Source organism: Cryobacterium sp. TmT2-59 (assembly GCF_004403545.1).
Lineage (GTDB): Bacteria > Actinomycetota > Actinomycetes > Actinomycetales > Microbacteriaceae > Cryobacterium > Cryobacterium shii.
In genome coordinates this window covers 61,813-87,659 of record NZ_SOGM01000053.1, presented here as the reverse complement: position 1 = coordinate 87,659, position 25,847 = coordinate 61,813, and the positions used below count along the sequence as shown (strand labels likewise).

The 25,847-nt window shown below is 69.0% G+C and carries 21 protein-coding genes and 1 pseudogene; 13 read left to right on the top strand and 9 right to left on the bottom strand.

What is annotated here, in order from left to right; genetic code table 11:
* Window positions 1-3: 3 nt before the first annotated feature.
* The 7 genes from E3T24_RS08995 to E3T24_RS08960 all read left to right on the top strand — a co-directional run bounded on the left by E3T24_RS08995 (window position 4) and on the right by E3T24_RS08960 (window position 9,139).
* Window positions 4-1,689 (top strand): ABC transporter family substrate-binding protein, encoded by a 1,686-nt coding sequence (locus E3T24_RS08995; protein WP_194087737.1) that lies wholly within the window; start codon window positions 4-6, stop codon window positions 1,687-1,689.
* A 247-nt stretch (window positions 1,690-1,936) separates the two neighbouring features.
* Window positions 1,937-3,847 (top strand): translational GTPase TypA, encoded by a 1,911-nt coding sequence (typA, locus tag E3T24_RS08990; protein ID WP_134365575.1) that lies wholly within the window; start codon window positions 1,937-1,939, stop codon window positions 3,845-3,847.
* Window positions 3,848-3,980: 133 nt separating this feature from the next.
* On the top strand, window positions 3,981-4,409 hold the full coding sequence (locus E3T24_RS08985) for a hypothetical protein (RefSeq protein ID WP_134410005.1): 429 nt from the start codon (window positions 3,981-3,983) through the stop codon (window positions 4,407-4,409).
* 666 nt (window positions 4,410-5,075) lie between these two features.
* A complete protein-coding gene (locus E3T24_RS08975) occupies window positions 5,076-6,101 on the top strand; it encodes a hypothetical protein (protein ID WP_134365573.1) in 1,026 nt (341 codons plus the stop codon).
* A gap of 35 nt (window positions 6,102-6,136) precedes the next feature.
* Window positions 6,137-6,460 carry a ferredoxin gene (gene fdxA, locus E3T24_RS08970; protein WP_134365572.1) on the top strand — a complete coding sequence of 108 codons (324 nt, stop codon included), beginning with the start codon at window positions 6,137-6,139 and terminating at the stop codon, window positions 6,458-6,460.
* 7 nt (window positions 6,461-6,467) lie between these two features.
* Window positions 6,468-7,571 carry a succinyldiaminopimelate transaminase gene (gene dapC, locus E3T24_RS08965; protein ID WP_277871427.1) on the top strand — a complete coding sequence of 368 codons (1,104 nt, stop codon included), beginning with the start codon at window positions 6,468-6,470 and terminating at the stop codon, window positions 7,569-7,571.
* 287 nt (window positions 7,572-7,858) lie between these two features.
* Complete coding sequence (locus E3T24_RS08960; protein ID WP_134365592.1) at window positions 7,859-9,139, top strand: citrate synthase; 1,281 nt, start codon at window positions 7,859-7,861, stop codon at window positions 9,137-9,139.
* Between the two features lie 19 nt (window positions 9,140-9,158).
* Here the strand turns inward: E3T24_RS08960 and E3T24_RS08955 are convergent, their stop codons facing one another.
* Entirely contained in the window at window positions 9,159-11,858 is a 2,700-nt protein-coding gene (locus E3T24_RS08955; protein WP_241978664.1) for a penicillin acylase family protein, read from the bottom strand.
* Between the two features lie 52 nt (window positions 11,859-11,910).
* A complete protein-coding gene (gene dapD / locus E3T24_RS08950) occupies window positions 11,911-12,891 on the bottom strand; it encodes a 2,3,4,5-tetrahydropyridine-2,6-dicarboxylate N-succinyltransferase (RefSeq protein ID WP_134365571.1) in 981 nt (326 codons plus the stop codon).
* A 17-nt stretch (window positions 12,892-12,908) separates the two neighbouring features.
* Here dapD and dapE point away from each other — a divergent pair, with 17 nt between their 5' ends.
* From dapE to E3T24_RS08935, 3 genes are all read left to right on the top strand, one after another.
* Complete coding sequence (gene dapE, locus E3T24_RS08945) at window positions 12,909-14,003, top strand: succinyl-diaminopimelate desuccinylase (protein WP_241978663.1); 1,095 nt, start codon at window positions 12,909-12,911, stop codon at window positions 14,001-14,003.
* Window positions 13,979-15,196, top strand: coding sequence for a hypothetical protein (locus tag E3T24_RS08940; RefSeq protein ID WP_241978662.1), 1,218 nt, complete (start codon window positions 13,979-13,981; stop codon window positions 15,194-15,196). Before dapE ends, E3T24_RS08940 begins: the two co-directional genes overlap by 25 nt.
* Before the next feature lie 82 nt (window positions 15,197-15,278).
* A complete protein-coding gene (locus tag E3T24_RS08935) occupies window positions 15,279-15,455 on the top strand; it encodes a DUF3117 domain-containing protein (RefSeq protein WP_134365588.1) in 177 nt (58 codons plus the stop codon).
* A 105-nt stretch (window positions 15,456-15,560) separates the two neighbouring features.
* On the opposite strand, the gene E3T24_RS08930 is transcribed toward E3T24_RS08935, so the two are convergent.
* Complete coding sequence (locus E3T24_RS08930) at window positions 15,561-16,193, bottom strand: O-methyltransferase (RefSeq protein ID WP_134365570.1); 633 nt, start codon at window positions 16,191-16,193, stop codon at window positions 15,561-15,563.
* Window positions 16,194-16,280: 87 nt separating this feature from the next.
* Here E3T24_RS08930 and E3T24_RS08925 point away from each other — a divergent pair, with 87 nt between their 5' ends.
* Complete coding sequence (locus E3T24_RS08925; protein WP_134365569.1) at window positions 16,281-16,667, top strand: twin-arginine translocase TatA/TatE family subunit; 387 nt, start codon at window positions 16,281-16,283, stop codon at window positions 16,665-16,667.
* Between the two features lie 186 nt (window positions 16,668-16,853).
* Here E3T24_RS08925 and E3T24_RS08920 read toward each other — a convergent pair whose 3' ends face one another.
* Window positions 16,854-17,585: a helix-turn-helix domain-containing protein gene (locus tag E3T24_RS08920; RefSeq protein ID WP_241976006.1), complete on the bottom strand. Its 732-nt coding sequence runs from the start codon at window positions 17,583-17,585 to the stop codon at window positions 16,854-16,856.
* 123 nt (window positions 17,586-17,708) lie between these two features.
* Here E3T24_RS08920 and ppk2 point away from each other — a divergent pair.
* A pseudogene (gene ppk2, locus E3T24_RS08915) lies at window positions 17,709-18,530 on the top strand (polyphosphate kinase 2); the annotation flags it as partial.
* A 266-nt stretch (window positions 18,531-18,796) separates the two neighbouring features.
* On the opposite strand, the gene E3T24_RS08910 reads toward ppk2, so the two are convergent.
* The 4 genes from E3T24_RS08910 to E3T24_RS08895 are packed head-to-tail and all read right to left on the bottom strand — an operon-like array spanning window position 18,797 to window position 23,517.
* Window positions 18,797-20,431: a succinic semialdehyde dehydrogenase gene (locus tag E3T24_RS08910; protein WP_134402940.1), complete on the bottom strand. Its 1,635-nt coding sequence runs from the start codon at window positions 20,429-20,431 to the stop codon at window positions 18,797-18,799.
* A gap of 9 nt (window positions 20,432-20,440) precedes the next feature.
* Complete coding sequence (locus E3T24_RS08905; RefSeq protein WP_134365566.1) at window positions 20,441-21,616, bottom strand: P-loop NTPase; 1,176 nt, start codon at window positions 21,614-21,616, stop codon at window positions 20,441-20,443.
* Window positions 21,609-22,199: a DUF1003 domain-containing protein gene (locus E3T24_RS08900; RefSeq protein ID WP_134365565.1), complete on the bottom strand. Its 591-nt coding sequence runs from the start codon at window positions 22,197-22,199 to the stop codon at window positions 21,609-21,611. Before E3T24_RS08900 ends, E3T24_RS08905 begins: the two co-directional genes overlap by 8 nt.
* The gene (locus tag E3T24_RS08895) at window positions 22,186-23,517 is read right to left on the bottom strand and encodes a CBS domain-containing protein (protein ID WP_134365564.1); all 1,332 of its coding nucleotides are present in this window, start codon (window positions 23,515-23,517) and stop codon (window positions 22,186-22,188) included. The genes E3T24_RS08900 and E3T24_RS08895 overlap by 14 nt, the downstream gene beginning before the upstream one ends.
* A 54-nt stretch (window positions 23,518-23,571) precedes the next feature.
* Between E3T24_RS08895 and E3T24_RS08890 the strand changes: the two genes are divergently transcribed.
* A complete protein-coding gene (locus E3T24_RS08890) occupies window positions 23,572-24,186 on the top strand; it encodes a general stress protein (RefSeq protein WP_134365563.1) in 615 nt (204 codons plus the stop codon).
* An 83-nt stretch (window positions 24,187-24,269) separates the two neighbouring features.
* Here the strand turns inward: E3T24_RS08890 and E3T24_RS08885 are convergent, their stop codons facing one another.
* A complete protein-coding gene (locus tag E3T24_RS08885) occupies window positions 24,270-25,811 on the bottom strand; it encodes an aminopeptidase P family protein (RefSeq protein WP_134365562.1) in 1,542 nt (513 codons plus the stop codon).
* Window positions 25,812-25,847 lie beyond the last annotated feature (36 nt).

Below are 25,847 nucleotides of genomic sequence, written 5' to 3'. Positions count from 1 at the left end.
CACATGAAACGGAAAACTACTGTTTTTGCAGCAGTGGCCGTTCTGAGTGCGTCCGCCTTGTTGCTCACGGCGTGCGCCCCCGGAAACACCGCAGGCAGCACCTCCCCGAAGGCGAGCAGCAAGGCGCTGCCCACCACCGCGTGGGAGGCTGCCGCCGCCGCCGACGTGCAGGTCGGCGGAACCCTGAACCTCGCCATCAACGCGATGCCCTCGAACTGGAACATCTACGAGGTCGACGGCAACGAGTCCGACACGGTCAACACCGTGGCGCCGACGTCCGGCGGCCCGATCCGGGTCGCGGGCGACGGGACCACCCTGGTCGACCCCAACTACGCGACCAGCGTCGAGGTCGTCAGCGACGACCCGCAGGTCATCGAGATCAAGTTGAACCCGAAGGCGGTCTGGGAAGACGGCACCCCGATCACCTACAAGGACTACGCGGCCACCTGGGCGGCCATGAACGGCAGTAACGAGGCCTATTCCCCGGCGTCCACGGCCATCTTCGAGCAGATCAGCGCGATCGAGTCGAAGGGCAGCGATTTCGACTTCACGGTGACCTTCGACTCGATCAACGCCGACTGGGCGTCGATCTTCACGGGTGTTCTGCCCGCGGCGGTCGCATCCGATCCTGAGGCGTTCAACGCGGGGTACGTCACCACCCCGGTGCCGTCCTCCGGCCCGTTCGTGATCTCCTCGATCGACACGGTCGGCCAGGTCGTCACCCTGACCCGCAACCCGAAGTGGTGGGGCGAGGCGGCCAAGCTGGACACCATCGTCGTCAAGGTCGTCAGCGGCGCGTCGCAGGCCACCTCGTTCGGCAACTCCGAAACGGACGTGCTCTACATCTCGTCCAACGCTGACGCCTACCAGACGGCCGAGAAGCGAAAGGATGCCGAGATCCAGGCATCCGGCGGCCTCACCTGGACGCACGTCACCATGAACGGCTCCAAGGGTCCGCTCAAGGACGTGTTGGTGCGCCAGGCCATCGGCCACGCGGTCAACCGCGAGCTCATCTCCGAGTCGGCCAACACCCCCGTCGGCGTGGACGCCACCACCCAGGGCAGCTACATCTTCATGCCGGGACAGAAGGGCTACGAAGACAACGTGGGCGACGCGATCGGCTATGACGTCGACGCGGCCAAGAAGCTCCTCGACGAGGCCGGTTACAAGGCCGGAAGCGACGGCACCCGCGAGAAGGACGGCAAGGCACTCAAGCTGTCCATCACCGTGCCCGCCGACACCCCGACGAACAAGCAGCGCGCCGTGCAGGTGCAGGCCGACCTCAAGGAGGTCGGCGTCACCGTCGAGCTCAACGAGGTCCCCGCCGCGAAGTACTTCTCGGATTACATCATCCCGGGCGACTTCGAGATGACGAGCTTCTCCTGGGTCGGCACCCCGTGGCCGATCTCCTCGAGCGAGGCGCTGTTCTCCCCGGTCGATTCCGAGTCGAACTTCACCGGCATCACCGACAAGAAGCTGTCCGCACTCTTCGACGAGGCCAACACCGAGCTCGACGCCGACAAGCGGATCGTCATCGCCAACAAGATCGACAAGGTGCTCGCCGCCTACGTGCCGATCATCCCGATCGCCCCGCTGCCGAACGTGTACGCGGTGAAGACCGGCCTGGTCAACTACGGCGCCACCCAGTTCGAAACGGTCGACTGGAGCATCGTCGGCTGGAAGAAGTAAGCAGCAGAACCAGCGATACACCCGAACAGTGACACGCGGGGCGGGAACTTCGGTTCCCGCCCCGCGTTTCTTTTTGCCCGGTTGCCGGGCCGATTTTCCTGTCACGATGTCGAAGCTGAATCCGCACTCAGCCTCCCGGCAGGGAGAGTGCGGTAGGATTATCCGTTGGGTCGGACCCTGACCACATACATCCACTCTTAGTCGCACGCGGTACTCTGCGGCATCATTCTTCGTAAGGATCTACTTCATGGCGATTGCCACGCGCAATAACCTCCGAAATGTCGCAATCGTCGCCCACGTCGACCACGGCAAGACCACGCTGGTTGACGCGATGCTCCAGCAGACCAACTCGTTTGCCGAGCACTCCCACACCGAGGAGCGCGCCATGGACTCGAACGAGCTCGAGCGCGAAAAGGGCATCACGATTCTCGCCAAGAACACGGCGATCTCGTACAAGGGCATCCACGCGACCGACGGTCCCATCACCATCAACGTGATCGACACCCCCGGCCACGCCGACTTCGGTGGCGAGGTCGAGCGCGGCCTGTCCATGGTCGACGGTGTCGTGCTCCTCGTCGACGCCAGTGAGGGCCCGCTGCCGCAGACCCGTTTCGTGCTGCGCAAGGCCCTCGAGGCCCACCTGCCCGTCATCCTCCTGGTCAACAAGACCGACCGTCCCGATGCGCGCATCGACGAGGTCGTCGAGGAAAGCCAGGACCTGCTCCTCGGCCTCGCCAGCGACATGGCCGACGACGTGCCCGACCTCGACCTCGACCTGGTGCTGAACGTGCCCGTCGTCTACGCGTCCGGCCGTAACGGTTCCGCCAGCCTGAACAAGCCCGAGAACGGCCAGCTGCCCGACAACGAAGACCTCGAGCCGCTGTTCGAAGCCATCCTCCAGCACATCCCGGCGCCGGTCTACGACGACGAGCACCCGCTGCAGGCCTGGGTCACCAACCTCGACTCCTCGCCGTTCCTCGGTCGCCTCGCGCTGCTGCGCATCTTCCAGGGCACCATCAAGAAGGGCCAGACGGTCGCCTGGATCAAGCACGACGGCACCATCGCGAACGTGCGTGTCACCGAGCTCATGATCACCCGGGCCCTCGACCGCTACCCGACCGAGAGCGCCGGCCCCGGCGACATCGTCGCCGTCGCCGGATTCGCGGACATCACCATCGGTGAGACCCTCGCCGACCCCGAAGACCCGCGGCCGCTGCCGACCATCACGGTCGACGACCCCGCCATCTCGATGACCATCGGCACCAACACCTCGCCGCTGATCGGCAAGGTCAAGGGCCACAAGCTCACCGCCCGCATGGTCAAGGACCGTCTCGACAAGGAACTCGTCGGCAACGTCTCGCTCCGTGTGATCGACATCGGACGCCCGGACGCCTGGGAGGTTCAGGGCCGAGGCGAGCTCGCCCTCGCCATCCTGGTCGAGCAGATGCGCCGTGAAGGCTTCGAACTCACCGTCGGCAAGCCGCAGGTGGTCGTGAAGCGCGTCGACGGCAAGATCCACGAGCCGTACGAGCACCTCACCATCGACTCGCCCGAAGAGTACCTCGGCGCGATCACCCAGCTCCTCGCCGCCCGCAAGGGTCGCATGGAGAACATGGCGAACCACGGCACCGGCTGGGTCCGGATGGAATTCATCGTTCCGTCGCGCGGCCTGATCGGCTTCCGCACCGAGTTCCTCACGGACACCCGCGGAACCGGTATCGCCAACGCGATCTTCCACGGCTACGAGGCCTGGGCCGGCACCATCACGACCCGCACCAACGGCTCGATCGTGGCCGACCGCTCCGGTGTCGTCACGCCGTTCGCCATCATCGCCCTGCAGGAGCGGATGTCGTTCTTCGTCAACCCGACCGAAGAGGTCTACGAGGGCATGGTCATCGGCGAGAACTCGCGCGCCGACGACATGGACGTGAACATCACCAAAGAGAAGAAGCTGACCAACATGCGTCAGTCCACCTCCGACACGTTCGAGTCGATGACCCCGTCCAAGCAGCTCACGCTCGAGCAGTGCCTCGAGTTCGCCCGCGAAGACGAGTGCGTCGAGGTCACCCCCGCCGTCGTGCGCATCCGCAAGGTCGAGCTGGCCGCTTCGGCACGTCAGCGCAACGTCTCCCGCTTGAAGAAGCAGGACGCGAACTAGCACCCCAACGTAAACCGCAGCGGGTCTGGGGATGGATTCTCATCGCCCGGCCCCTGCGGTTTCGTGGTTTAACGACAACGCGTGGTTTCACGACCACGCACAAACGACACCAGAAACGAGCCTGACGATGGAAATGAAATGTGCACGAGTGGCGGCCGTTGCCGTGGCAGCGATGCTCCTGCTCTCCGGCTGTTCCGGCGCAACGGTCGGCGGTGCGGTCAACGGAGCCGTGAAAGAGGCCACCGGCGGCGACGTGAGCCTCGCCGGGGAGCTGCCGGCGGGCTGGCCCAAGGAGATCCCGGTCATCGACGGGAACCTCGGCTTCGGCGCCGCAAACACGACGAACGGCGACACGGGCTGGGTGGTCACGGTCGCCACTTCGGCCGCCGACCCCCTCGCCGATGCCAAGAAGAAGCTCGAGGACGCCGGCTTCAGCTCCGACACGAGTGCCACCGCGAACGTCGGCGAGGCCGGCGTGGCCGCTCTGACGAACGGCACCTGGTCCGTCGTGCTCGCCGGCACCCCCGAGGGCGTGCTCTACACGGTCAACCCGGCCGCCTAATACCCGGCCCCTCCCCGCCCTCCCTTTAGTGCCCGTTCCGGTCGAGAGTGACCGCTTCGCCGGTCACTCTCGACCGGAACGGGCACTGTCGGCGGCAAGCTCGGGAACGGTCAGTGCGTGACCGAGGCGGGCCCCCGGTCGGACGCCGCCTGTTCCGGAGCGGCGAGGCGCGGCCGGCTGCCCTGGCGGCCCTGCCGGATGAAGAGCGTCATCACCGGGATCGTGTACCCGAGCCAGGCGACCAGCTGCAGCCAGGTGGTGGCGGGGGAGAAGTTGATGGTGCCCGGTCCAGGTGAAGAACCTCGCGAGGTTGATCTTCACCATGCCCGCGTAGATCAGCCAGCCGAGGACGACTGCGGTGAGGATGCCCAACGCGGCTCCGGCCAGCGGCAGCGTGGACTCGCCGGTGGCCTGAACGGCGGCCGATCGTCGACGTCGGCCACGAGGATGGTCACGATCAGAGCGGCTTCGAGACCTTCGCGGAGGCCGATCAGGTAGTTGGCGAGCACGGTACGTCCTGGTTCACATTGCTGGTGGCCTGGCGGGTAAGTGTGGTTAGGCTAACCTAACCCAGCACACTCTAGCTTCGATTCCGCGCCTGTGTCCAGCTATTATGCATCGGTGGGTGTCCGCCCGTCACAACCGCAGTGGAGCTCATCGATGGTCATGTCCGGCAGCGCAGAGCGAGTCGTGTTCCTGCACGACCGTCCCGGTCAGGAGGCCCTGCTCACCGGAGGCACTATCTCCCGGCTGCGCTCCGACGGAGCCGAGGTCGTCGTGCTGTTCGGGGCGTCCGGCGCCGCCGCCGGGGGCGACGACGCCGCCGTGGGCTCGGCGATGGCGGAGTTGGACGTGAGCGACTGGCGGATGCTGCCCGCGGCATCCGTCGCCTCGCCGGAAGCCGGGCCGGACCGGCAGGCCCTGGCCGCGGCCGTGGCCGACGTGCTCGACGAGATTCAGGCCACCGCCCTCGTGATCGGCACCGAGGACGAGCGCCTCCGCGACGCGGCCGTCGGGGCCGCCGACACCCTGCACGTGCCCGTCTTCGCCAGCCGCAGCGTGTCGGGGGCCATCGGCCAGCGCATCGTCGCGATCGACGTCAGCGACCACGTCGAGCAGAAGCTGCGAGCCGTCTGGGCCTACCCCGGGCGCTGGAGCGTCACGGGTCACACCGTGCTCCCGGTCGGCGCCGGCACGGGCCCAAACACCGGCACGGGCTCAGGCACGGGCGCCGTGCCGGTCGTGATCGGCGGCACCGAGACCTATCTGCGCCTGGAATCCCCGCACCGGGCCGCCGCCGAGGTCGCCGCGGAGCCGGGACTGGTCAGCCGCGCCCTGGCCGGCGTCTTCGCCCTGCTGATCGGTGCGGCCTTCGGCGTGGTCGGCACCATCGCGCACCAGGCCACCGTGCCGATCGGACCGGTCACGATCCCGGTGGGACTGATCCTGGCCCTGACCGGAGTGACCGCGCTGCTGGTCGGCCTCCGTCTGGTGCTCGGCGACCGCATGATCGTCCTGTTCTGCGCGCTGGGGCTGCTCGGCAGCATCTTCCTGCTGTCGCTGCGCAGCACGGGGGGCTCCGTGCTCGTTCCCCAGGGCCTTCCCGGCATGCTGTGGACCGTCGTGCCGGCGCTGGTGGCCACCCTCGTGCTCGCCTGGCCTCGAATTCCGGCCCGGCCGGGTTCGCAATAGACTGATATTCCGCTCGTGAAGGGAGCTCCCCACCCGTGACATACGTCATTGCACTGCCGTGCGTCGATGTGAAAGACCGCGCCTGCGTCGACGAATGCCCGGTCGACTGCATCTACGAGGGTGACCGCTCGCTCTACATCCACCCCGACGAATGCGTCGACTGCGGTGCCTGCGAGCCCGTCTGCCCGGTCGAGGCCATCTACTACGAAGACGACACCCCCGAGCAGTGGGCCGAGTACTACAAGGCCAACGTCGAGTTCTTCGACGACCTCGGCTCTCCCGGCGGCGCGGCCAAAATCGGCGTGATCCACAAGGACCACCCCATCATTGCCGCCCTGCCCCCGCAGGTCCAGGCGTGACCTGCGCGTGCTGAAGCCGCTCCCCGACTACCCGTGGGACCAGATGGTTCCGTTCGCGGCCCGGGCCCGCGCCCACGCCGACGGCATCGTCGACCTGTCGATCGGCTCCCCGGTCGACCAGACGCCCGAGGTCATTCGCACGGCGCTGGCGGCCGCCACCGACGCCCACGCCTACCCGCAGACCGCCGGGACCCCGGAGCTGCTGCAGGCGATCATCGCCTGGTACGGGCGCCGGCGCGGCGTCATCGGCCTCACCGAGAAGAATGTGCTGCCGACCATCGGGTCCAAGGAGATGGTGGCGCTGCTGCCGTTCATGCTCGGCGTCGGTGAGGGCGACACGGTGGTGCACCCTTTGGCCGCCTACCCGACCTACAGCATCGGCACGGCCATCGCCGGGGCCGAGGCGCTCGCCTCCGACGACCCGGCCGAGTGGCCGGCCACGACCAGGCTGATCTGGCTGAACAGCCCGGGCAACCCGGACGGCCGGGTGCTCCCGGTCGCGCACCTCCGTGCCGCGGTCGATCGGGCCCGGGAGCTCGGCGCGGTGATCGTCTCGGACGAGTGCTACGCCGAACTGGGCTGGACCGACGGCTGGGACACCGAGCCGATCCCCAGCATCCTCGACCCTCGGGTCGCCGGCACCGACCGAAGCAACGTGCTGGCGATCTACTCCCTGAGCAAGCAGTCGAACATGGCCGGCTACCGCGGGGCGTTCGCCGCCGGCTGCGCCGACCTGCTCGCGCGGGTGCTGACCGTGCGCAAGCATGCCGGCCTGATGCTTCCCGCACCCCTGCAGGCCGCCATGGTGGCCGCGCTGGGCGACGACGAGCACGTGGCCGTGCAGCGTGAACGGTACCGGTCACGCCGTGCCGTGCTGCTGCCCGCCGTGGTCGCGGCCGGCTTCCGCGTCGAGCACAGCGAGGCGGGGCTGTACCTGTGGGCCACCGAGGGTGTCGACGCGTGGGAATCGATCGCCCGTCTGGCGGATCTGGGCATCCTCGCCGGCCCCGGCCATTTCTATGGCGACGGATATCCCCAGCACGTGCGCTTCTCGCTCACGGCCACCGATGAGCGAATCGGGGCCGCCGCAGCGAGGCTCCGGGCCGGGTGAATCAGGCATCCGCGGCCTTGTCAACTACCTCTAACCGAGAGGGGGCATTCTTGGCGAATGCAACAGTAGGCGGCTGAGCCTATTAGGCTGTATCCGCGTTGACGTCTACAGACACATCGGTGTGCTGTGGCCAATCGCCACAGACGGTCAGTCACCAGACGGTTAGGTAGTGATATTCAGTGACACTCAGTCAGACCCAGGGAGCCGCCGTGAGCGACATTGCGCAGCGAACACCAGCCAGCGAGCCGGCCGATGAGGCCGCGAACGTACCGGCCGGCGAACCGTCCATCGAACCCCAGCGAGCCACGCTGACGTTCCCGGGCGGGTCCGCAGACTTACCGATCGTGCGCGGCACCGCCGGCGCGTCGGGCATCGACATCTCCACCCTCACCCGCCAGTCGGGCCTGATCACGCTCGACTCCGGGTTCGTGAACACCGCGGCGACCCGCTCGGCGATCACCTTCATCGACGGCGACAAGGGCATCCTCCGCTATCGCGGCTTCCCGATCGAGCAGATCGCCCAGAACTCGAACTTCCTCGAGACCGCCTGGCTGCTGATCTACGGCACCCTGCCCAGCGCGAGCGAACTCGAAGCGTTCGACACCCGCATCCGTCGCCACACCCTGCTGCATGAAGACCTCAAGGGCCTCTTCGACGTGCTGCCCTACAACGCCCACCCGATGGCCGTTCTGTCCGCCGGCACGTCGGCGCTGGCCGCGTACTACCAGGACTCGCTCAACCCGAACGACCCGGAACAGGTCGAACTGGCCACCGTGCACCTGCTCGCCAAGCTGCCCGTGATGGCCGCCTACGCCTACAAGAAGAGCATCGGCCAGGCGTTCCTCTACCCCGACAACTCGCTCGGCTACGTGGACAACTTCCTGCGCCTCATCTTCGGCACCCTCGCCGAACCCTACGAGGTCAACCCCGTGGTCAGCAAGGCGCTCGAGCGCCTGCTGATGCTGCACGAGGACCACGAGCAGAACGCGTCGACCTCGACGGTGCGCCTCGTCGGCTCCACCGAAGCCAACCTGTTCGCCTCGGTGTCCGCGGGCATCAACGCGCTCTCCGGCCCGCTTCACGGCGGCGCGAACGAAGCCGTCCTGAAGATGCTCGGCGAGATCAAGGCATCCGGTGAAGGCGTCGAGAAGTTCGTCGAGCGCGTCAAGAACAAGGAACAGGGCGTTCGCCTGATGGGCTTCGGCCACCGGGTCTACAAGAACTACGACCCGCGGGCGACGCTGGTCAAGGAGAGCGCCGACGAGGTGCTCGCCGCCCTGGGCGTCAAGGACGACCTGCTCGACATCGCCAAGGAACTCGAGCACATCGCCCTGAACGACGACTACTTCAAGGAACGCAAGCTGTACCCGAACGTCGACTTCTACACCGGCGTCATCTACAAGGCCATGGGATTCCCCACGAGCATGTTCACGGTGCTCTTCGCGATCGGCCGCCTGCCCGGGTGGGTCGCCCACTGGCGCGAGATGAACGAGGACCCGACCACCAAGATCGGTCGCCCGCAGCAGCTCTACATCGGTTCCCCGGCCCGCGACTTCCCGCGCCGCTAGGCAGCCGAGCCGGCACCGCTCACCTGGTTCGGGTGAGCGGACGCAGCACGAGGGTGTTGGTGGCCGCCGCCTTGACGGCGCCGAGCGAGAAGAGCCACGGCCGGGTCTCCTGGCGTTGCCAGAGCTCGGTCTGGTCGTCGTAGTTCGGGTGGAACGCATGCCCCGAACTGCCGGTCAGGTTCAGCCAGGTCGACCTGTCCCAGTCCGCCAGGCTCACGACCTGGCGCATCGACGGCACCCAGTCGACCGCGTAACCGGCCGTCGCGTCCCAGCCGACCGCGTCGACGACGGATGACCCGCCCGCGACCTGATACGGCCCGCGGTTGAAGAGCCACTCCAGCGGTGCGATCCCGGATTTGCCGAAGCTCGCATGCGTCATCTCGAGGGTGTGGATGCGGCCCCACTCCCAGCCGGAGACATCCGGCCCCATCAGTTTCTCGGCCTCCGCGGCGGCCTGACCGACCACCTTTTTGAGCATACTGTCGCGGCCCGCGGCCCCGACCTTGTCGTTGTTCCACCAGGGCGAGTCGGGGGTGTTGAGCAGTCCGATCACGATCGCGAACGAACGGTCACCGCCGGTGAGCGAGGTTCCTTCCGGGAGCTTGCCGTCGAACATGTTCACGAGCAGGTTGCGCCAGATGATGTTGAAGTAGGCGGCTGCCGCGCTGTCCGCGTCGAGGTGGTAGTCCCAGTGGTCGAAGAGGGCGAGGGCGGCCCGGGTCTTGTCGGTGGGCGCGATCTTCTTCAGCGCGGGCACGAGGGCGGCCGCCAGGGGGCTGTAGGTGTCGGCCTGGATCTCGCTCATCATGGCTGTGGTGAGGGGGGTGGCGGCATCGATGCTGGCCTGCAGGCGTTTCGTGATCTCCGTCGCACGGTAGCCGAGGTCCCAGTCCTTGGTGATGAGGTACGGGTAGTCCGGGCCGACGGGGGAGTTGTTGGCGGTCACGATGAAGCCGGCCGGCGGGTTGTATGACTGCGGCAGCTCCTCGAACGGGATGTAGCCGGTCCACCCGTACTGGCTGGTCCAGCCGGGCGCCGGCACGGTGCCGTCCCCGGCGCGGCGGATCGGGATCAGGCCGGGCGCCTGGTAGCCGACGTTGCCGTCCACGTCCGCGTAGACGAGGTTCTGCGACGGCACGTCGAACAGCTGGGCCGCCGCCCGGAAGCTCGCCCAGTCGGTGGCGGCGTCGAGAGCGAAGACAGCGGATGCCGTGCGCCCGGGTGTCAGTGCCGTCCACTGCAGCGACAGCTGGTAGCTCGTGGGTTCGGGAGCCGGCGCCGCTGCGGGTGCCGCCGCGGCCGGGTCGGCCGGGGCTGCCGGGGCCTCCGGCACGGCGAGGTCGGGCAGGTCGATCGCCGACGGGTACTCCGTCGCGATCCCCGGAAAGGCGGTGCCGTCCAGGCCGCTGACGATCGGGCCGTGCTCCGTCGCCCGGATCTGGATCTTCACCGGGTCGCCGCCCGCCACCTTGATCCGCTCGTTGCGCACCAGCAGGGGCTTCTGTGCCCCGTCGTATTCGTAGGTGCTGCCGGTGACCTTTTCCAGGTAGAGGTCCGCGACATCCGGCCCCAGATTCGTGAAGCCCCAGGCGATGCGGCTGTTGTGGCCGATGATGATGCCCGGCAGCCCGGAGAAACCGTACCCGGCGAGGTCGAACGGGCACTCCGCGCTGAGGGTGCGGCACCGCAGGCCCACCTGGTACCAGACCGAGGGCATGACCGCGCCCAGGTGCGGATCGTTGGCCAGGATCGGTTTGCCCGTGTCCGTGTGCGCGCCGGACACCACCCAGGAGTTCGAGCCGAGCTCGTTGTCGGCACCGGCCGGGCCGAGCAGCTCCGGCACCCCCGCGAGCGTGCCGTGCAGCCCGGTCAGGGCGGAGGCGAGAGCGGTTTGGGCCGGCTCCCCGGTTATCCCGTCGGCCGAACCGTCGCCCGAACCGTCGGTCTGTCCGTCGCTCACGTTCCCGTCGTCCGCTGCGGCCTCCGCCTGCTCGGGAGGCGCCCCGTCGAGGATCGTCGGATGATCCGCGTAGGAGTACGACGGATGCAGCTGCGCCACCTCGTCCGGGCTGAAACTACCGGCGAGGAGGGCCCGGTCCACCTCGTCGTCGAGGTTGGAGCGCAGGTCCCAGGCCATGGCCTTCAGCCACGCGACCGAGTCGGCCGGGGTCCACGGTTCGGGCGTGTAGCCGGGATTCTGCAGGGCCAGCGCCACGTACTCGAGGGAGAGGTCGGCGCCCTCGTGCGTGGCCAGGTAGGAGTTCACGCCCTCCGCGTAGGCCTGGTAGTAGCTCAGCGTGACGGGGTCGAGCTGGGCGACCTCCTGCTCGGCCACCGCGCGCCAGCCGAGGGTGCGGATGAACGTGTCCGTGCCGACCTGGCTCGCCCCGAAGAGCTCGGAGAGCCGCCCGCTGGTCACGTGCCGGCGAAAGTCCATCTCCCAGAACCGGTCCTGGGCGTGCACGTAGCCTTCGGCGCGGAACAGGTCGGTCGCGGTGTTCGCGACGATCTGGGGGATGCCGGCCTCGTCCCGGTACACCGTGACATCCGCTGCCAGGCCGCGCAGCGCGATCTCGCCGAACACCGTCGGGAACGACCGGGTCACGGTCCAGACGCCCGCCCCGGAGGCCAGCAGCACGAGGCTCAGGCACACGGCCAGGACGGTGACGGCCAGCCCGAACCTGCGGTGGCGTTTACTGCGCGGTGCGTCGGTTCCCACGTCACTCCTTCTCGATTCGCAGCGTACCCCGAGAAGGATGCCGGAATCGAGGTTATGCGTGCAATTGGTCGTTCAGGACGATGCCGGTTCCGTCGCGCTGCAGGACCTCGACCGCGCCGGAGACCGAGTTGCGACGGAACAGCAGGTTGGGCACCCCGGAGAGTTCGACGGCCTTCACAGCGCGCAGGGCGCCATCCGCCGTGCGCGGCGCGCCGGGCAGCAGCACCTTGGTGCCGGCCGTCACGTAGAGGCCCGCCTCGACCACGGTGTCGTCGCCGATCGAGATGCCGACGCCCGAGTTCGCGCCGAGCAGGGCGCGCTTGCCGATCGACACGCGTTCGGTGCCGCCGCCGGACAGCGTCCCCATGATCGAGGCCCCGCCGCCGATGTCGGCGCCGTCGTCGACGACGACGCCCTGGGAGATCCGGCCCTCCACCATGGAGGTGCCGAGCGTGCCTGCGTTGAAGTTGACGAACCCCTCGTGCATGACGGTCGTGCCGGGGGAGAGGTGGGCCCCGAGGCGCACCCGGGACGCATCCGCGATCCTGACCCGGTCGGGCGTGACGTAGTTGAGCAGCGGCGGGAACTTGTCGATCCCGGTCGTCTGGATGCCGTGACGCTGCAGCGAGGGGCGAAGCCGGGTGAAATCGGCGGGCAGCATGGGGCCCGCGTTGGTCCAGGCCACGGCGGGGAGGTGGCCGAAGATGCCGTCGAGGTTGATGCTGTTCGGAAGCACGAGGAGGTGGGATAGCAGATGCAGGCGCAGGTAGGCGTCGGAGGTTCCGGTCGGCGCGGCAGCAAGATCGATCTCCACCGTGACGGCTTCCACCCGGACGTTCCGGCGCGGATCCTCGCGCGCGAATTCCTCCAGCTCGGACGGCACGATCCAGCGGTCGCGGCCCGCCGGCAGGGTGCCGAGCCGGGGAGCCGGAAACCAGGTGTCCAGCACGGTGCCGTCGCCAGCGACCGTGGCCAGGCCGTAGCCCCAGGCGTTCGAGGGGACGGCGGGCGGCGGGGACACGGCGGTGGTCATGGCTCTAGATTAGTAGAGTGCCCCAGAACCCCGTGACTCTAGACCTGTCCGCGTCCTCGATCGAACTCACCCGCGTGATCTGCGACATCGAGTCGGTCTCCGGCAACGAAACGGCCCTGGCCGATGCCATCGAGCAGGCGCTCGCCGGGTTCGATCACCTCGAGATCATCCGCGACGGCGACACGGTGGTCGCCCGCACGAACCTCGGCCGGGCCCAGCGCGTGGTCATCGCCGGCCACATCGACACGGTTCCGCTGAACCGCAACCTGCCGACCCGGTTCGAGACCATCGACGGTGTCGACTACCTCTGGGGCCGCGGCACGGTCGACATGAAGGCCGGCGTGGCCGTGCAGCTGAAGCTGGCCGCCGAACTGACCGAACCCGTCGTCGACGTGACCTGGATGTGGTACGACCACGAGGAGGTCGCCGACGACCTCAACGGCCTCGGCCGCCTGGCCCGGAACCGGCCCGACCTGTTCGAGGGCGACTTCGCTATTCTCGGCGAGCCGACCAACAGCCGGATCGAGGGCGGCTGCAACGGCAATGTGCGCGTCGAAATCCGCACCTTCGGTTTGCGCGCGCACTCGGCGCGCAGCTGGGTCGGCGACAACGCCATCCACAAGGTCGGACCCATCCTCGAGATCCTTGCCGGCTATCAGGCGCGCGAGGTCGAGGTCGAGGGTCTCGTCTACCGGGAGGGCCTGAACGCGGTCGGCATCAGCGGCGGCATCGCCGGCAACGTGATCCCCGACGAGTGCATGGTGCACGTCAACTACCGGTTCGCCCCCAGTCGCACGTCGGCGGAGGCCGTCATGCACCTGGAGGACCTCTTCCAGGGTTACGAGATCACGATCGTCGACCGGGCGGAAGGAGCCCACCCCGGGCTCGACGCGGTCCTGGCCCGGGAATTCATGGCCGCGGTCGGCGGCGAGGCGCGCCCCAAATACGGCTGGACGGATGTCGCACGCTTCTCCGCGCTCGGCGTCCCGGCCGTCAACTACGGCCCGGGTGACCCGCTCAAGGCCCACGCGGACGACGAGCGCGTCGCCCTGCAGCAGATCACGGAGTGCGAGGACGGCCTCCGTTCATGGCTGAGCGCACCCGTCGGGTAGCCGTGCTGCCCGCCCCGTGGCGGGCCCGTTATCGCGCCACCCCGTGGTGGGCGCGGGTCACCCTGATCTGGGCGGCGTCCCGGATCGTCACCACCGCGCTGGTGCTGCTCCTGGCGAACGTGCAGGGACCCAACGCGTGGACGTCCGCTTCGCCCGGATACGCGGACTTCGCGAACATGTGGGACGGCCGCTGGTACAACATCGTTGCCGTCGTCGGCTACCCCTCCACCCTGCCGTTCACCGCGGACGGGCACGTGGGGGAGAGCGCCTGGGCGTTCATGCCCGGATATCCGGCGATCGTGCGCCTGCTGATGGTGCTGGTCGGGCAGCCGTGGGCGCCCATGGCCGTCCTCGTGTCCGTGGCCTTCAGCCTCGGCGCGGCACTGCTGTTCTACCGGCTGATGCGACGGGTGCTGGACTCGTCGACGGCTCTGTTCTCGGTGGTGTTGTTCTGCGTGGCGCCGCTGTCGCCGCTCCTGCAGTTCGGCTACGCCGAGTCGATGTACCTGTTCCTGCTGACCCTGGCCCTGCTCCTGCTGCTGCAACGTCGCTACGCCTTGCTGTTCCCGGTGATCACCGTGATGGCCCTGACGCGGCCGAGTGGCCTCGCCTTCGCGCTCGCCCTGGGGCTGCACACGGTGTACCGCGCTGTCACGCGCCGGCAGGACCCGTTCCCGGCGGCGGACCGGGTGCTGGCGGCATCCGTCACCGGGTACAGCCTGCTCGTGGGACTCGCCTGGCCGGCCATCGCCTGGATCGGCACCGGGTCGATCACCGCGTACACCGACACCGAACTCGCCTGGCGGGCGCCGTACATCGGTTACCAGGAGCTCATCCCGTTCACCGCGTGGTTCCAGAGCGGGGTCTGGTGGCTGGGGATGCCGCTCGGCATCGTCGCCGTCATCGTGCTGATTCTCCTGTTCGGCGCGGCGTTATTCCTGCCCCCGGTGAAGCGTCTCGGCGTCGATCTGCGCCTGTGGTTGGCCAGCTACGCGCTGTACCTGCTCGCGGTCTTCTTCCCGCAGTCGAGTACGTTCCGGCTGCTGATGCCGATGTTCCCGCTGCTCGGAGCGCTCGCCCCGCCGCGGAACACCGGGTACCGCATCGCCCTGGTGCTGGCGGGCATCCTCGGGCAGTGGGGCTGGTTGTTGCTGTGCTGGGGCGTCGACGGCGCGGACTGGACGCCGCCCTAGCGGCTGGCGGGGCCGCTAATTACTGTCTCGGGCCGCAATGGTCGATAATGGAGGTTCAGACGAATGAATGGAAGGGGAGTTCATGGCGGCCATGAAGCCACGGACCGGAGACGGGCCAATGGAGGCTGTAAAAGAGGGGCGCCTCATCATCGTGCGGGTTCCGCTCGAAGGTGGAGGCCGACTCGTCGTCTCTGTGAACGACGCTGAAGCAAAAGAGCTTCACGATGCACTCGCCGGCGTAGTCCAGTCGACCGTGTAGTCACGTCCCAAAACATCACCGAAATCGGCTACGCGGCTCAGGCTGCGTGGCCGATTTTCTTGTGCCCAGGCGGACGGCCGCTTGGCCGGACGGTCGCCGATCAGCTCAGGCGCGGATCTTGGTGATCTGCAGCAGCCCGTCGCCCACCGGCGAGAGCGCGCTGATCACGGCGGTCGAGGATGCGATCTCGGTCAGCAGGGTGCGGAAACCGGTGGCCACATCGTCGCGCTGGGCGGGGTTGGCGACCCGGCCGCGCCAGAGCGCGTGGGCCACGAGAACGGTTCCACCCGGACGCGCCAGGCGCAGGGCATGCTCGACGTACTCGATCACGGACTGCGGGTCGGCGTCCACGAAGACGATGTCGTAGGAGTTCTCATTCATCCGCGGCAGCACATCGGCGGCGCGGCCCGTGATCAGGCGCACCCGGTTCGCGGGGATGCCGGCCTCGAGGTAGCTGGCCCGGGCGTGCAGCTGGTGGTCGACCTCGGTGTCGATCGACGTGAGCGTGGCGCCGGGAGCGCCCCTGAGCAGCCAGATGCCCGAGACTCCGGCCCCGGTACCCACCTCGAGGATGCTCCGTGCCCCGGTCGCCGCGGCGATCACGGCGGATTGCGCACCGACGGCCGGCGAGATCGAGTCGATCCCGAGCTCGAGGGATTGCTGCCTGGCCCTGGCCACAGCGTCGGATTCCACGACGGAATCGTCGGAGAACTTCCAGTTCAGATCTTTGTCAGACACAGTGCAACTCCAGTAGGTGAATGGGTCAAGCCTAGGGGTGGGCCGGGCCTGGTCGGGGGAGGCCTCGCCGGGGGTTATTCTGAGTGAATGTTTGGACTGACGTTCGAGAAGATCCTCCTGATCGGGATTGTCGCCGTCTTCCTGCTCGGACCGGAGAAACTGCCCCACTACGCGGCGCAGCTCGCGCGCCTGGTGAAGCAGCTCCGGAACATGGCGAACGGCGCCAAAGACCGGATGCGGGACGAGATGGGTCCGGACTTCGACGACGTCGACTGGAAGAAACTCGACCCGCGTCAGTATGACCCGCGCCGGATCATCCGGGAAGCACTCAGCGATGACGAGCCGGTGAAGGAACAGTCCGCCGTCGTCTCCCGGGCCGGCGTCAACCCGGACGGGGCCTACCTGCAACGCAAGCGCGCCCGTGAAGCGGCCGCCTCGCAGCAACCGGCGCCGTTCGACTCCGAAGCCACCTGACCGGTTCGCGGGGCGCCGAACCAATTCGACGGAGATTTTGAGTTCGAAGTCGGTTTCAGGGCCGATTAGGGCCGATTTGGGGCTGATTCGGAAAAATCTCCGTCGAATTCGTTAGGGGAACCGCGGGGAGGGCGTGCGGGAGGGGGAGCGGGGGAGGGCCGCCGAGGTGGGCGACCCGGTGGGCCACTAGGTCAGGGGGGAGGCGCCCAACTGGCACGAGAGGATGTCGGCGGCGACCCGCAGCCGCCGCACCACGGCTCCGGCGTCGACCCCGTCACCCGGCACGGAGACGGCCAGGACCGCGATCAGGCCGGGGGCGCGAACCGGGACCGCGATGCAGGCGGCGAGCCGGTCCGGATCGGGCGAAACGGGGGCATCCGTGCCGGGTGGTCGCTGGCCCCGAAGCACTCGCCGGTTGCCGGCGGAGTGCGCGGGCGGCGGCTCCGACGGATGCCGGGACAGGTAGTCAGAGCGCTGCTCCCGGCTGAGCTGGGCCAGGATCTGTCGCCCGACGGCGGCCGGCGGTGCACCGGCCCGGAAGCCGACCCTGGGCGCCCCGGCGGCGTCGACGCTGTCCACCAGGTGCACCTCGCCGGCCTGGTAGCGCGTGAACTGGGCCGGTGAGGCGTGCTCCCGGGCGACCCGGCGCAGGGTCTGCCGCACGAAGGCGGTGAACACGCCGGGACCGTCGTCGCCGCGCAGGCTCGGGAAGCGCGCCCCGAGCACGAGGCCGTCCGGCTCGGCGGCCAGGTAACCCTCGTGCACGAGGGTGCGGGTGAGGTTGTAGGCGGTGCCGAGGCTGAGTCCGGACGCGCGCGCGATGGCCTTCACCGGCAACGGCCCGGCCGCGTCGGCGACGATGTCCACCAGCTTGAGCGCGCGCTGGACCGACGAAATGAGGGTTTGGGGCTGTGGCAAGATCCTGCTCTCGTGTTCGTCGGCAGGTGCTGGACACACCTGTCCTGCACAGAGTAATCAGGCCGTCCGGATCGGGCTAGGCGCTCACGCTACGCTGAAGCCAGGTGTATGAGGAGCGTGCCCATGTCGAACCCCGAGTCGAATCCGCGAACGAAGCCCAAGCGGGTCAACCTTGCCGTCTACAGCGCCGAACTGCGGCGTTTGCAGACCGAACTGGTCGCCATGCAGGAGTGGGTCAAGGATTCCGGGGCCCGGATCGTCGTGATCTTCGAGGGCAGGGACGCGGCCGGAAAAGGGTCGGCGATCAAGCGGGTGACCGAGTTCCTCAACCCCCGGATCGCTCGCATCGTCGCGCTGCCCGTGCCGACCGAGCGCGAGCGCGGGCAGTGGTACTTCCAGCGCTACATCGAGCACCTGCCCTCGACCGGTGAGATCGTGCTGATGGACCGGTCCTGGTACAACCGCGCCGGCGTTGAGCACGTGATGGGCTACTGCACGCCGGACGAGTACCGCCGGTTCCTGCACCAGGCACCGCTGTTTGAACGGATGCTGGTCGAAGACGGCATCCTGCTCGTCAAGTACTGGTTCTCGGTGTCCGACCACGAGCAGGAGGCGCGCTTCCGGTCTCGGTTGAAGGACCCGATGCGGCGGTGGAAGCTCTCGGGGACGGACCTGTTCTCGATCACCAAGTGGGTGGACTACTCCCGGGCCAAGGACGAGATGTTCGTGCACACCGACCTGCCCGAGGCGCCCTGGTGGGTGGTCGAGAGCGAGGACAAGCGCGCAGCCCGACTCAACATGATCAGCCACCTCCTGTCGATCGTGCCGTATGAGCACCGTGAACCGCCCACGGTGAACATCCCGTCGCGGCCCGTCGCGGCGGACTACGAGCGCCCGCCCCGCGAGCTGAACCGTCCGGTTCCGGACTACGCCGCGACGCTGGCCCAGCCGGGGCAGACGAAGCCCGCGTCCAGGAAATCGAAATCGGGGTCCGCGTCGAAATCGAGGTCCGCGTCGAAGTCGGCCGCCAAGGAGACCGCCAAGAAGACGGCGGCGACGTCCAAGTCGCAGTCGAAGCAGGAAAAGTCAAAGCAGGAGAAGTCGAAGCAGGACAAGGCCGCCAGGAAGGCGGCGGCAGGGCAGGCCGGGTCCCCGGCGGAGACCGCAGCCCCCTAGCGCGGCGCCGGACGCCCGGCCTCAGGGCCTCCGCCTCAGGGCCGCCGGAGGCCCTTCAGTGCGGCGGACAGCAGCAGCATCGGGCCTGCCAGCCGCTCGAAGTCACGGCCGGTGCGCGGCAGCTGGAGGATGCCGGTCGCGCGCGAGATCGTCACCGGCTCCACGAACCGGAGCAGGCCTTCCGGGCCGTTGCGCCGGCCGAGGCCGGACTGCTTCACCCCGCCCATCGGGGCGGCGACCGAAGAGAGCGAGCCGCGGTATCCCTCGTTGATGTTCACGCTGCCGGCCTCGATGCCGGCGGCCACGCGCAGGGCCCGTCGCACGGAGCCGGAGAACACCGACGCGTTGAGCCCGTAGTCGCTGTCGTTGGCGGCGAGGATCGCCTCCTGCTCCGTGTCCACCACGGACACGGCCACCACCGGCCCGAAGGTCTCCGACGCGAAACACTCCATCTCGGCGGTGACCCCGGTGAGCACGGTCGGTTCGTAGAAGTAGGGTCCGAGGTCGGGGCGGGCCCGGCCGCCGGCTTCGAGCACGGCGCCCGCGGCGACCGCGTCGGCCACCTGCCCGCTCACCCGGTCCAGCTGGGCCTGCGAGGTGAGGGAACCGACATCCGTCGAATAGTCGTAGGCGGCGCCGGACACGAGGGCGCGCGTGACCGCCACGAATTCGCGCAGGAACGCGTCCGCCACGCCCCGCTGCACGTAGATGCGCTCGATCGACACGCAGAGCTGGCCCATCGCCGTGAAGCAGGCCGTGGCGGCGTCGGCCGCCGCCCGGGCCGGATCGGCGTCATCGAGCACGATCAGGGGGTTGTTGCCGCCGAGTTCGAGGGAGACGCCGGTGAGATTCCCGGCCGCCTGGGCCGCGATCGTGCGCCCGGTGGCGGTCGAACCCGTGAAACAGATGTAGTCGGCCGCGTCGGTGACCGCGCCGCCGATCTCGGGACCGTCGCCGGTGACCACCGACCAGAGGGCCTCGGGGACCCCGGCGTCGATGAACGCGCGCCGTAGGGCGAGGATGCTCAGGGCGCCCTGGTCGTCCGCCTTCTGCACCACCGCGCAGCCAGCGGCCAGGGCCGGGGCCACGTCCATGGCGCCGAGGCTGAGCGGATAGTTCCATGGCGTGATCACGCCGACGGTGCCCTTGGGCCGGTAGCGCACCCGCGTGGTGATCACGAGGGGGAGGGCGGAGGAGCGCCGATCGCCCCGCAGCACCCGGCCGGCGGCGATGGCGTTGTACCGCGTGGCGCCGGCCGCCTGGACGACCTCCTCGAAAGCCTGGCCGCGGGTCTTCCCGCTCTCCGCCTGCACGATGTCGAGCAGCAGCTCGGTGCGCTCGAGGATCAGGTCGTGGGCGCGCAGGAGCACCGCGCGGCGGTGGGTGAACCCGGCCCGCGCCCAGGCCAGCTGGGCGAGGCGCGCCCGGGTATAGGCCTCCTGCACATCGCTGACCCGGCTGACCGGCAGGTCGTGCAGCAGCTCGCCTGTGAACGGGGTGATCACCGCGATCGTGGCGCCCGCCCGCGAACGGATGTCCCGGGTGAGCGCGGCGATGTCGGCGGCGCCCAGCCTGGCGGGAAGCAGCGTGGCGGGAGTCGACGCGGCGGGGGTCAGCGCGGCGGGGTTCCGCGGGGAGGGGACAGGCGGGTTCGGTGGGGAGGCAGGCATGCCCGCAGTCTAGGCGGGCGGCGGCTGCCGGGGAGTGACGCCGAGATTCATCCCGGAGAGGCCCCTGGCCCGGGTGGCGAGCCGGTCGGCGACCGCTCGGATGGCGATGGCCGCTGGGTCGTCCGGGTCGCCCAGCACCACGGGCACCCCGCTGTCCCCGCCGCTTCGCAGCGGCACGCTCAGCGGCACCTGCGCGAGCAGGGGAACGGGAGCATCCTGGCCGGCGCCGAGCCGGCGGGCGACCTCCGCGCCGCCGCCCGACCCGAACAGCTCCAGCACGCTGCCGTCCGGCTGCACGATGCCCGCCATGTTCTCGATCACGCCGTAGATGCTCTGGCCGGTCTGCCGGGCGACGACGCCGCTGCGTTCGGCGATGTCGGCGGCGGCCGGCTGCGGGGTCGTGACGACGATGACCTCGGCCTGGGGGAGCAATTGGCCGATGGAGATGGCCACGTCTCCGGTTCCCGGCGGCAGGTCGAGCAGCAGGATGTCCAGGTCGCCGAAGTAGACGTCGGTGAGGAACTGGGTGATGGTGCGGTGCAGCATCGGACCGCGCCAGGCCACCGCGACGGACGCGTCCTCGACGAACATGCCGATCGAGATGACCTTCACGTCGAAGGCGATCGGCGGCAGGATCATCTCGCCCACCTGGGTCGGCTTCACCGCGGCGGCCTTGCCCGTCTCGGGGGAGGGCGCGGTGACGAGACCGAGCAGTCCGGGGATCGAGAACCCGTAGACATCCGCGTCGACGATGCCGACCCGCAGCCCGCGCGCGGCCAGCGCGACGGCCAGGTTCGCGGTGATGGTCGACTTGCCGACGCCGCCCTTGCCGCTGGTGATGGCGTAGACCCGGGTGAGTGACGTGGGACCGAACTGGTTGCTGCGCTGCGAGGCGCCGCCGCGGAGCTTCTCCGTCATGGCCCGGCGCTGTTCGGGGGTCATCACGGTCACGTCCACGGTGACGTTGCCGGCCCCGGCCACGGACTCCGCGGCCTGAAGCACGTCGCGCTCGATCTGGCGGGCGGCCGGGCAACCGGCGATGGTCAGGCGGATGCCGACGGCGGCGTGGCCGTCGACGACGTCGACCCCGGCGACCATGTCCAGGTCGGTGATCGGCCTGCGGATTTCGGGGTCGATCACCCGGCCCAGAGCCGTCAGGACCTGGTCGGCGGAGAAATCAGGCACCCGGCGACCGCTCGTCCCGGTCGCGGTCACGGTCGCCCTTGCGGGAGCGCTTCCGCGCGGGCTTGTCCTGATCCTCGCGTTCTTCCAGGTTCTCGAGCAGGGCTCGCAGTTCGGACCGGAGGAAATCCTTCGACGCGAGGTCCTTCATCCCGAGGCGCAGGGCCACGACCTCGCGGGCGAGGTATTCCGTGTCGGCGAGGTTGCGTTCGGCGCGCTGCCGGTCCTGTTCGAACTGCACCCGGTCGCGGTCGTCCTGGCGGTTCTGCGCCAGCAGGATCATCGGCGCCGCGTAGGAGGCCTGCATCGACAGGACCAGGGTGAGCGCGATGAAGCCGAGCGAGACGGAGTCGAAGCGCCACGCCGGCGGGGCCAGCGTGTTCCAGGCGATCCAGCCCACGGCGAAGAAGGTCAGCCCGAGCAGGAACCAGGGCGTGCCCATGGCGCGGGCGATGGCCTCGGTGAAGCGGCCGAACCGGTCGCGGCTGGCGCGGTCGCGGTTACGGCGGCGCTTGCGGCCGAGGGCGGGGGTGCGGAGACCCTTCGGTGAGTCGAGACGGAGATCGGAGCGGTTAGCTCGGGCCATTGCCGGTCCTCCTTCCGTGTTGCAGCGGGATGCTTCCCGTGGTCAGTTCGGTGCGGGCGGCGGCCCGGCGGCGCACATCGTCGTTGCCGTCGTGGCTGCGCCAGTCGTCGGGCAGCAGATAGTCGAGGACATCGTCAATCGTCACCACCCCGACGAGTCGGTGGTTGTCGTCGACGACGGGCACGGAGACGAGGTCGTAGCTGGCGAGGATGCGGGTGACCTCCGCCGCCGACGTGTCAGCGGTGACGGGATCGAGACCCTGGTCGAGCAGCGTGCCGAGGCGTTCGTGGGGCGGGTAGCGCAGCATCCGTTGAAAATGCACCATGCCGAGAAAGCGGCCGGTCGGCGGCTCGTAAGGCGGCAGGGTGACGCAGATGGCCGCGCCGAGGGCCGGGGCCAGATCGTGGCGACGGATGAGCGCGAGCCCCTCCGCGACGGTGGCATCGGCCGAGACGATGATCGGCTCCGGCGTCATCAGGCCGCCCGCCGTGTCGGGGGCGTAGGTCAGCAGGAAGCGGACGTCGTCGGCCTCCTCCGGTTCCATCAGGTCGAGCAGCTGCTCGCCGAGTTCTTCCGGCAGCTGCGCGATCAGGTCCGCGGCGTCGTCGGGCTGCATGTGGTCGAGAACGTCGGCGGCGCGGGCGTCGCCGAGCCGGGTCAGGATGCTGACCTGCTCGCGCTCGGGCATCTCCTCGAGCGCGTCGGCGAGGCGGCCGTCCGGCAGCTCGCCGGCGACCTCGTGCATGCGCTCCGGCGGCAGGTCGAGCAGCGTGTTCGCGAGGTCGGCTGGTTTGAGGTCGGAGTAGGTCGCGATCAGCTGTTCGGCCGACTGGGCCTGGCCGGCGGTGGTCTGCTCGCGCACCTCGTTCCAGGCGGCGAAGGTCGTGGCGCCCTTGGCGAAAAGGGACAGGCTGGTCTTGGGCCGGCGCACGAAGAGCTGGCTGATCGCCCAGCCGCCCTGCGGGGCCTGCTCGATCGAGACGTCCTCGATCGTCGCTTCGCCCGAGCCGTCGTTGAAGACGACCGTGCGGCCGAGCATCTCGGCGATGACGCGCACTTCGCCGCCGCGCTGCTCGAACCGGCGAACGTTGATCAGGCCGGTCGTGATGATCTGGCCGGAGCCGATGCTGGTGACCCGTCCGATGGAGACGAACACGCGGCGTTTGCCCGGGATCTCCACGATCAGGCCGACGACGAGGGGCGGGTCGTTTTTTCGGTAGACCACCAACACGTCGCGGACCTTGCCCACGCGGTCTCCCGCGGGGTCGAAAACGGTACACCCGGCCAAACGGGCAACAAAGACTCTGGTGGCACTCACAGTACAAATCTAGGCCACCTTCAGGGGATATCGGTCCTGTGGGAGAATGGCGCCATGAGTAACCAGAGTCCGTTCGGCGGGCGGAGCCCCGCATTGTTCCCCGTTCTGCCCAAAGGCGAGGTCCTGGCGACGTATGCGACGTACTTCGAGGCGCAGGAAGCCGTGGACCAGCTGGCGAAGGCCGACTTCCCCGTGAAGCAGCTTTCCATCGTCGGAAACGACCTCAAGAGCGTCGAGCGGGTCACCGGCAAACTCACCTGGGGGCGCGTCGCGCTCGCCGGGGCGGCATCCGGGGCCTGGCTGGGCGTCTTCTTCGGACTGCTGTTCTTCATCTTCTCGCCCGCCGGGGCCGGCCTGCCGTTCGTGCTGGCCGCCGTGCTGATCGGCGCCGGGTTCGGCATGCTGTTCGGGCTGGTCAGCTACGGGCTCAACCGTCGCCGCCGCGACTTCACCTCCACCATGCAGGTCATCGCGAGCAACTACCAGGTGATCGTCGAGTCGGCCCTGGTCAATCGGGCGCGCAACCTCCTGCACGGGCACGTCGCCGACGTCGCCGCGGCGCCCCTGCCGCATCCGTCGGAGCCGCCGTACTCCGCCGCCCCGCCGACCGAGCCGCCCGCTGCGCCGCCCGCAGCCCCGTTCGCGCCGCCGTCCCGCGACAGCGTGTAGCGGCGCCGGCTGCAACGCAAGAACGCCCCTTCACGGTTCGTGAAGGGGCGTTCTTCGCGCTCTCGCGACGGGCGAGAAGGGCTTTAGGCGGTGAGGGTCGCGATCCAGGCCTCGACGTCGGCCGCGGAGCGGGGGATGCCGGCCGAGAGGTTCTCGGGGCCGTCGGCGGTGATCAGCACGTCGTCCTCGATGCGCACCCCGATGCCGCGGTATTCCAAGGGCACCGTCAGGTCGTCGGGCTGGAAGTACAGGCCGGGTTCGATCGTGAACACCATGCCGGGCTCGATCACGCCGTCCATGTACATGTCGCGGCGTGCCTGGGCGCAGTCGTGCACGTCGAGGCCCAGGTGGTGGCTGGTGCCGTGCACCATGTACCGGCGGTGGTGGCCGTTGTCGGGCAGCAGGGCTTCCTCGGCGGTGACGGGTAGCATGCCCCACTCCGCGGTGCGGCGGGCGATGACCTCCATCGCGGCGGCGTGCACGTCGCGGAACACCGCGCCGGGTTTCGCGACGGCGAACGCGGCATCCGCTGCCTCGCGCACGGCCTCGTAGACGCGGCGCTGCACCTCGGTGAAGGTGCCGTCCACGGGCAGTGTGCGGGTGATATCGGCGGTGTAGTAGCTGTCGACCTCGACGCCGGCGTCGATCAGGATCAGGTCGCCCGGCACCACGGCGCCGTCGTTGCGGGTCCAGTGCAGGATGCAGGCGTGCGGGCCGGAGGCCGCGATGGTGTCGTAGCCGACGGCGTTCCCGTCGGACCGGGCGCGGGTGTTGAACACGCCCTCGACCAGTCGTTCGCCGCGCAGGTGCGCGCTCGAGCGGGGCAGGTCGCGGATGACGTCCTCGAAGCCGCGCGCGGTGGCCGCCACGGCGAGGCGCATCTGGGCGATCTCGTAGGAATCCTTGACCAGGCGCAACTCGGACAGGTCCCGAGCGAAGTGGTCGTCCGGTTCGTGTTCGGCGTTGATCTCGAGGCTGAACGGGGAATCGGCCGCGTTCGTGGTGAGCACCTTCTCGGCGGCGAAGCGGAGGCGGGCCTCGTCCACGTCGTCGGTCAGGGCCGGGTCGGCCTCCCTCAGCACGAGCGTTTCGGTGTCGACCGCGGCGAAGACGGCGGCCAGGTCGGCGATGCCGCGCACGGAGACCGCGAGGTCACCGGCGACCTGGGCGATCGACGGGCGCGGGCCGATCCAGAACTCGCCGATCTCGGAGTTGGCGTAGAACTCGTCCGAGTCGCGCCCGGCGCGCTCACGGAAGTAGACGGTCGCGTCGTGGCCGTCGGCAGTGGGCTCGAGCACCAGCACGGCGCCGGGCTCGGCGTCGCTGCCCCACCCGGTGAGGTGGGCGAACGCAGAGTGCGCGCGGAACGCGTAATCGGTGTCGTTGGAACGCTGCTTCAGACGTCCGGCCGGGACGATCAGGCGCTGCCCCGGGTACATCGCGGAGAGGCGGGCGCGGCGGGCGGCGGCGAAGCCTGCCTGCTCACGCGCCGGCGGCACGACCTCGGCGCGTTCGGCCCAGCCGCTGGAGATGTAGTCCTTGAACCCCGCCGAACCGGGCGTGGTCGAGCGGTTCTCGTTCGTGCGCGGGGCGGGGGTGATCGCGGTTTCGGTGGAATGAGCCATACGGCCATTGTCCCATTGCTCCCCGCATAGTGCCTG

Coding starts and splice junctions, on each gene's coding strand:
- dapD (WP_134365571.1), bottom strand. CDS start 12,891: ATGACCACCGCCGTGTCCCCGCCGCCCGCCGTCCCCTCGAACGCCTGG.
- E3T24_RS08995 (WP_194087737.1), top strand. CDS start 4: ATGAAACGGAAAACTACTGTTTTTGCAGCAGTGGCCGTTCTGAGTGCG.
- E3T24_RS08935 (WP_134365588.1), top strand. CDS start 15,279: ATGGCGGCCATGAAGCCACGGACCGGAGACGGGCCAATGGAGGCTGTA.
- E3T24_RS08910 (WP_134402940.1), bottom strand. CDS start 20,431: ATGCCTGCCTCCCCACCGAACCCGCCTGTCCCCTCCCCGCGGAACCCC.
- E3T24_RS08985 (WP_134410005.1), top strand. CDS start 3,981: ATGAAATGTGCACGAGTGGCGGCCGTTGCCGTGGCAGCGATGCTCCTG.
- E3T24_RS08890 (WP_134365563.1), top strand. CDS start 23,572: ATGAGTAACCAGAGTCCGTTCGGCGGGCGGAGCCCCGCATTGTTCCCC.
- E3T24_RS08900 (WP_134365565.1), bottom strand. CDS start 22,199: ATGGCCCGAGCTAACCGCTCCGATCTCCGTCTCGACTCACCGAAGGGT.
- typA (WP_134365575.1), top strand. CDS start 1,937: ATGGCGATTGCCACGCGCAATAACCTCCGAAATGTCGCAATCGTCGCC.
- E3T24_RS08885 (WP_134365562.1), bottom strand. CDS start 25,811: ATGGCTCATTCCACCGAAACCGCGATCACCCCCGCCCCGCGCACGAAC.
- E3T24_RS08975 (WP_134365573.1), top strand. CDS start 5,076: ATGTCCGGCAGCGCAGAGCGAGTCGTGTTCCTGCACGACCGTCCCGGT.
- E3T24_RS08940 (WP_241978662.1), top strand. CDS start 13,979: ATGGCTGAGCGCACCCGTCGGGTAGCCGTGCTGCCCGCCCCGTGGCGG.
- E3T24_RS08925 (WP_134365569.1), top strand. CDS start 16,281: ATGTTTGGACTGACGTTCGAGAAGATCCTCCTGATCGGGATTGTCGCC.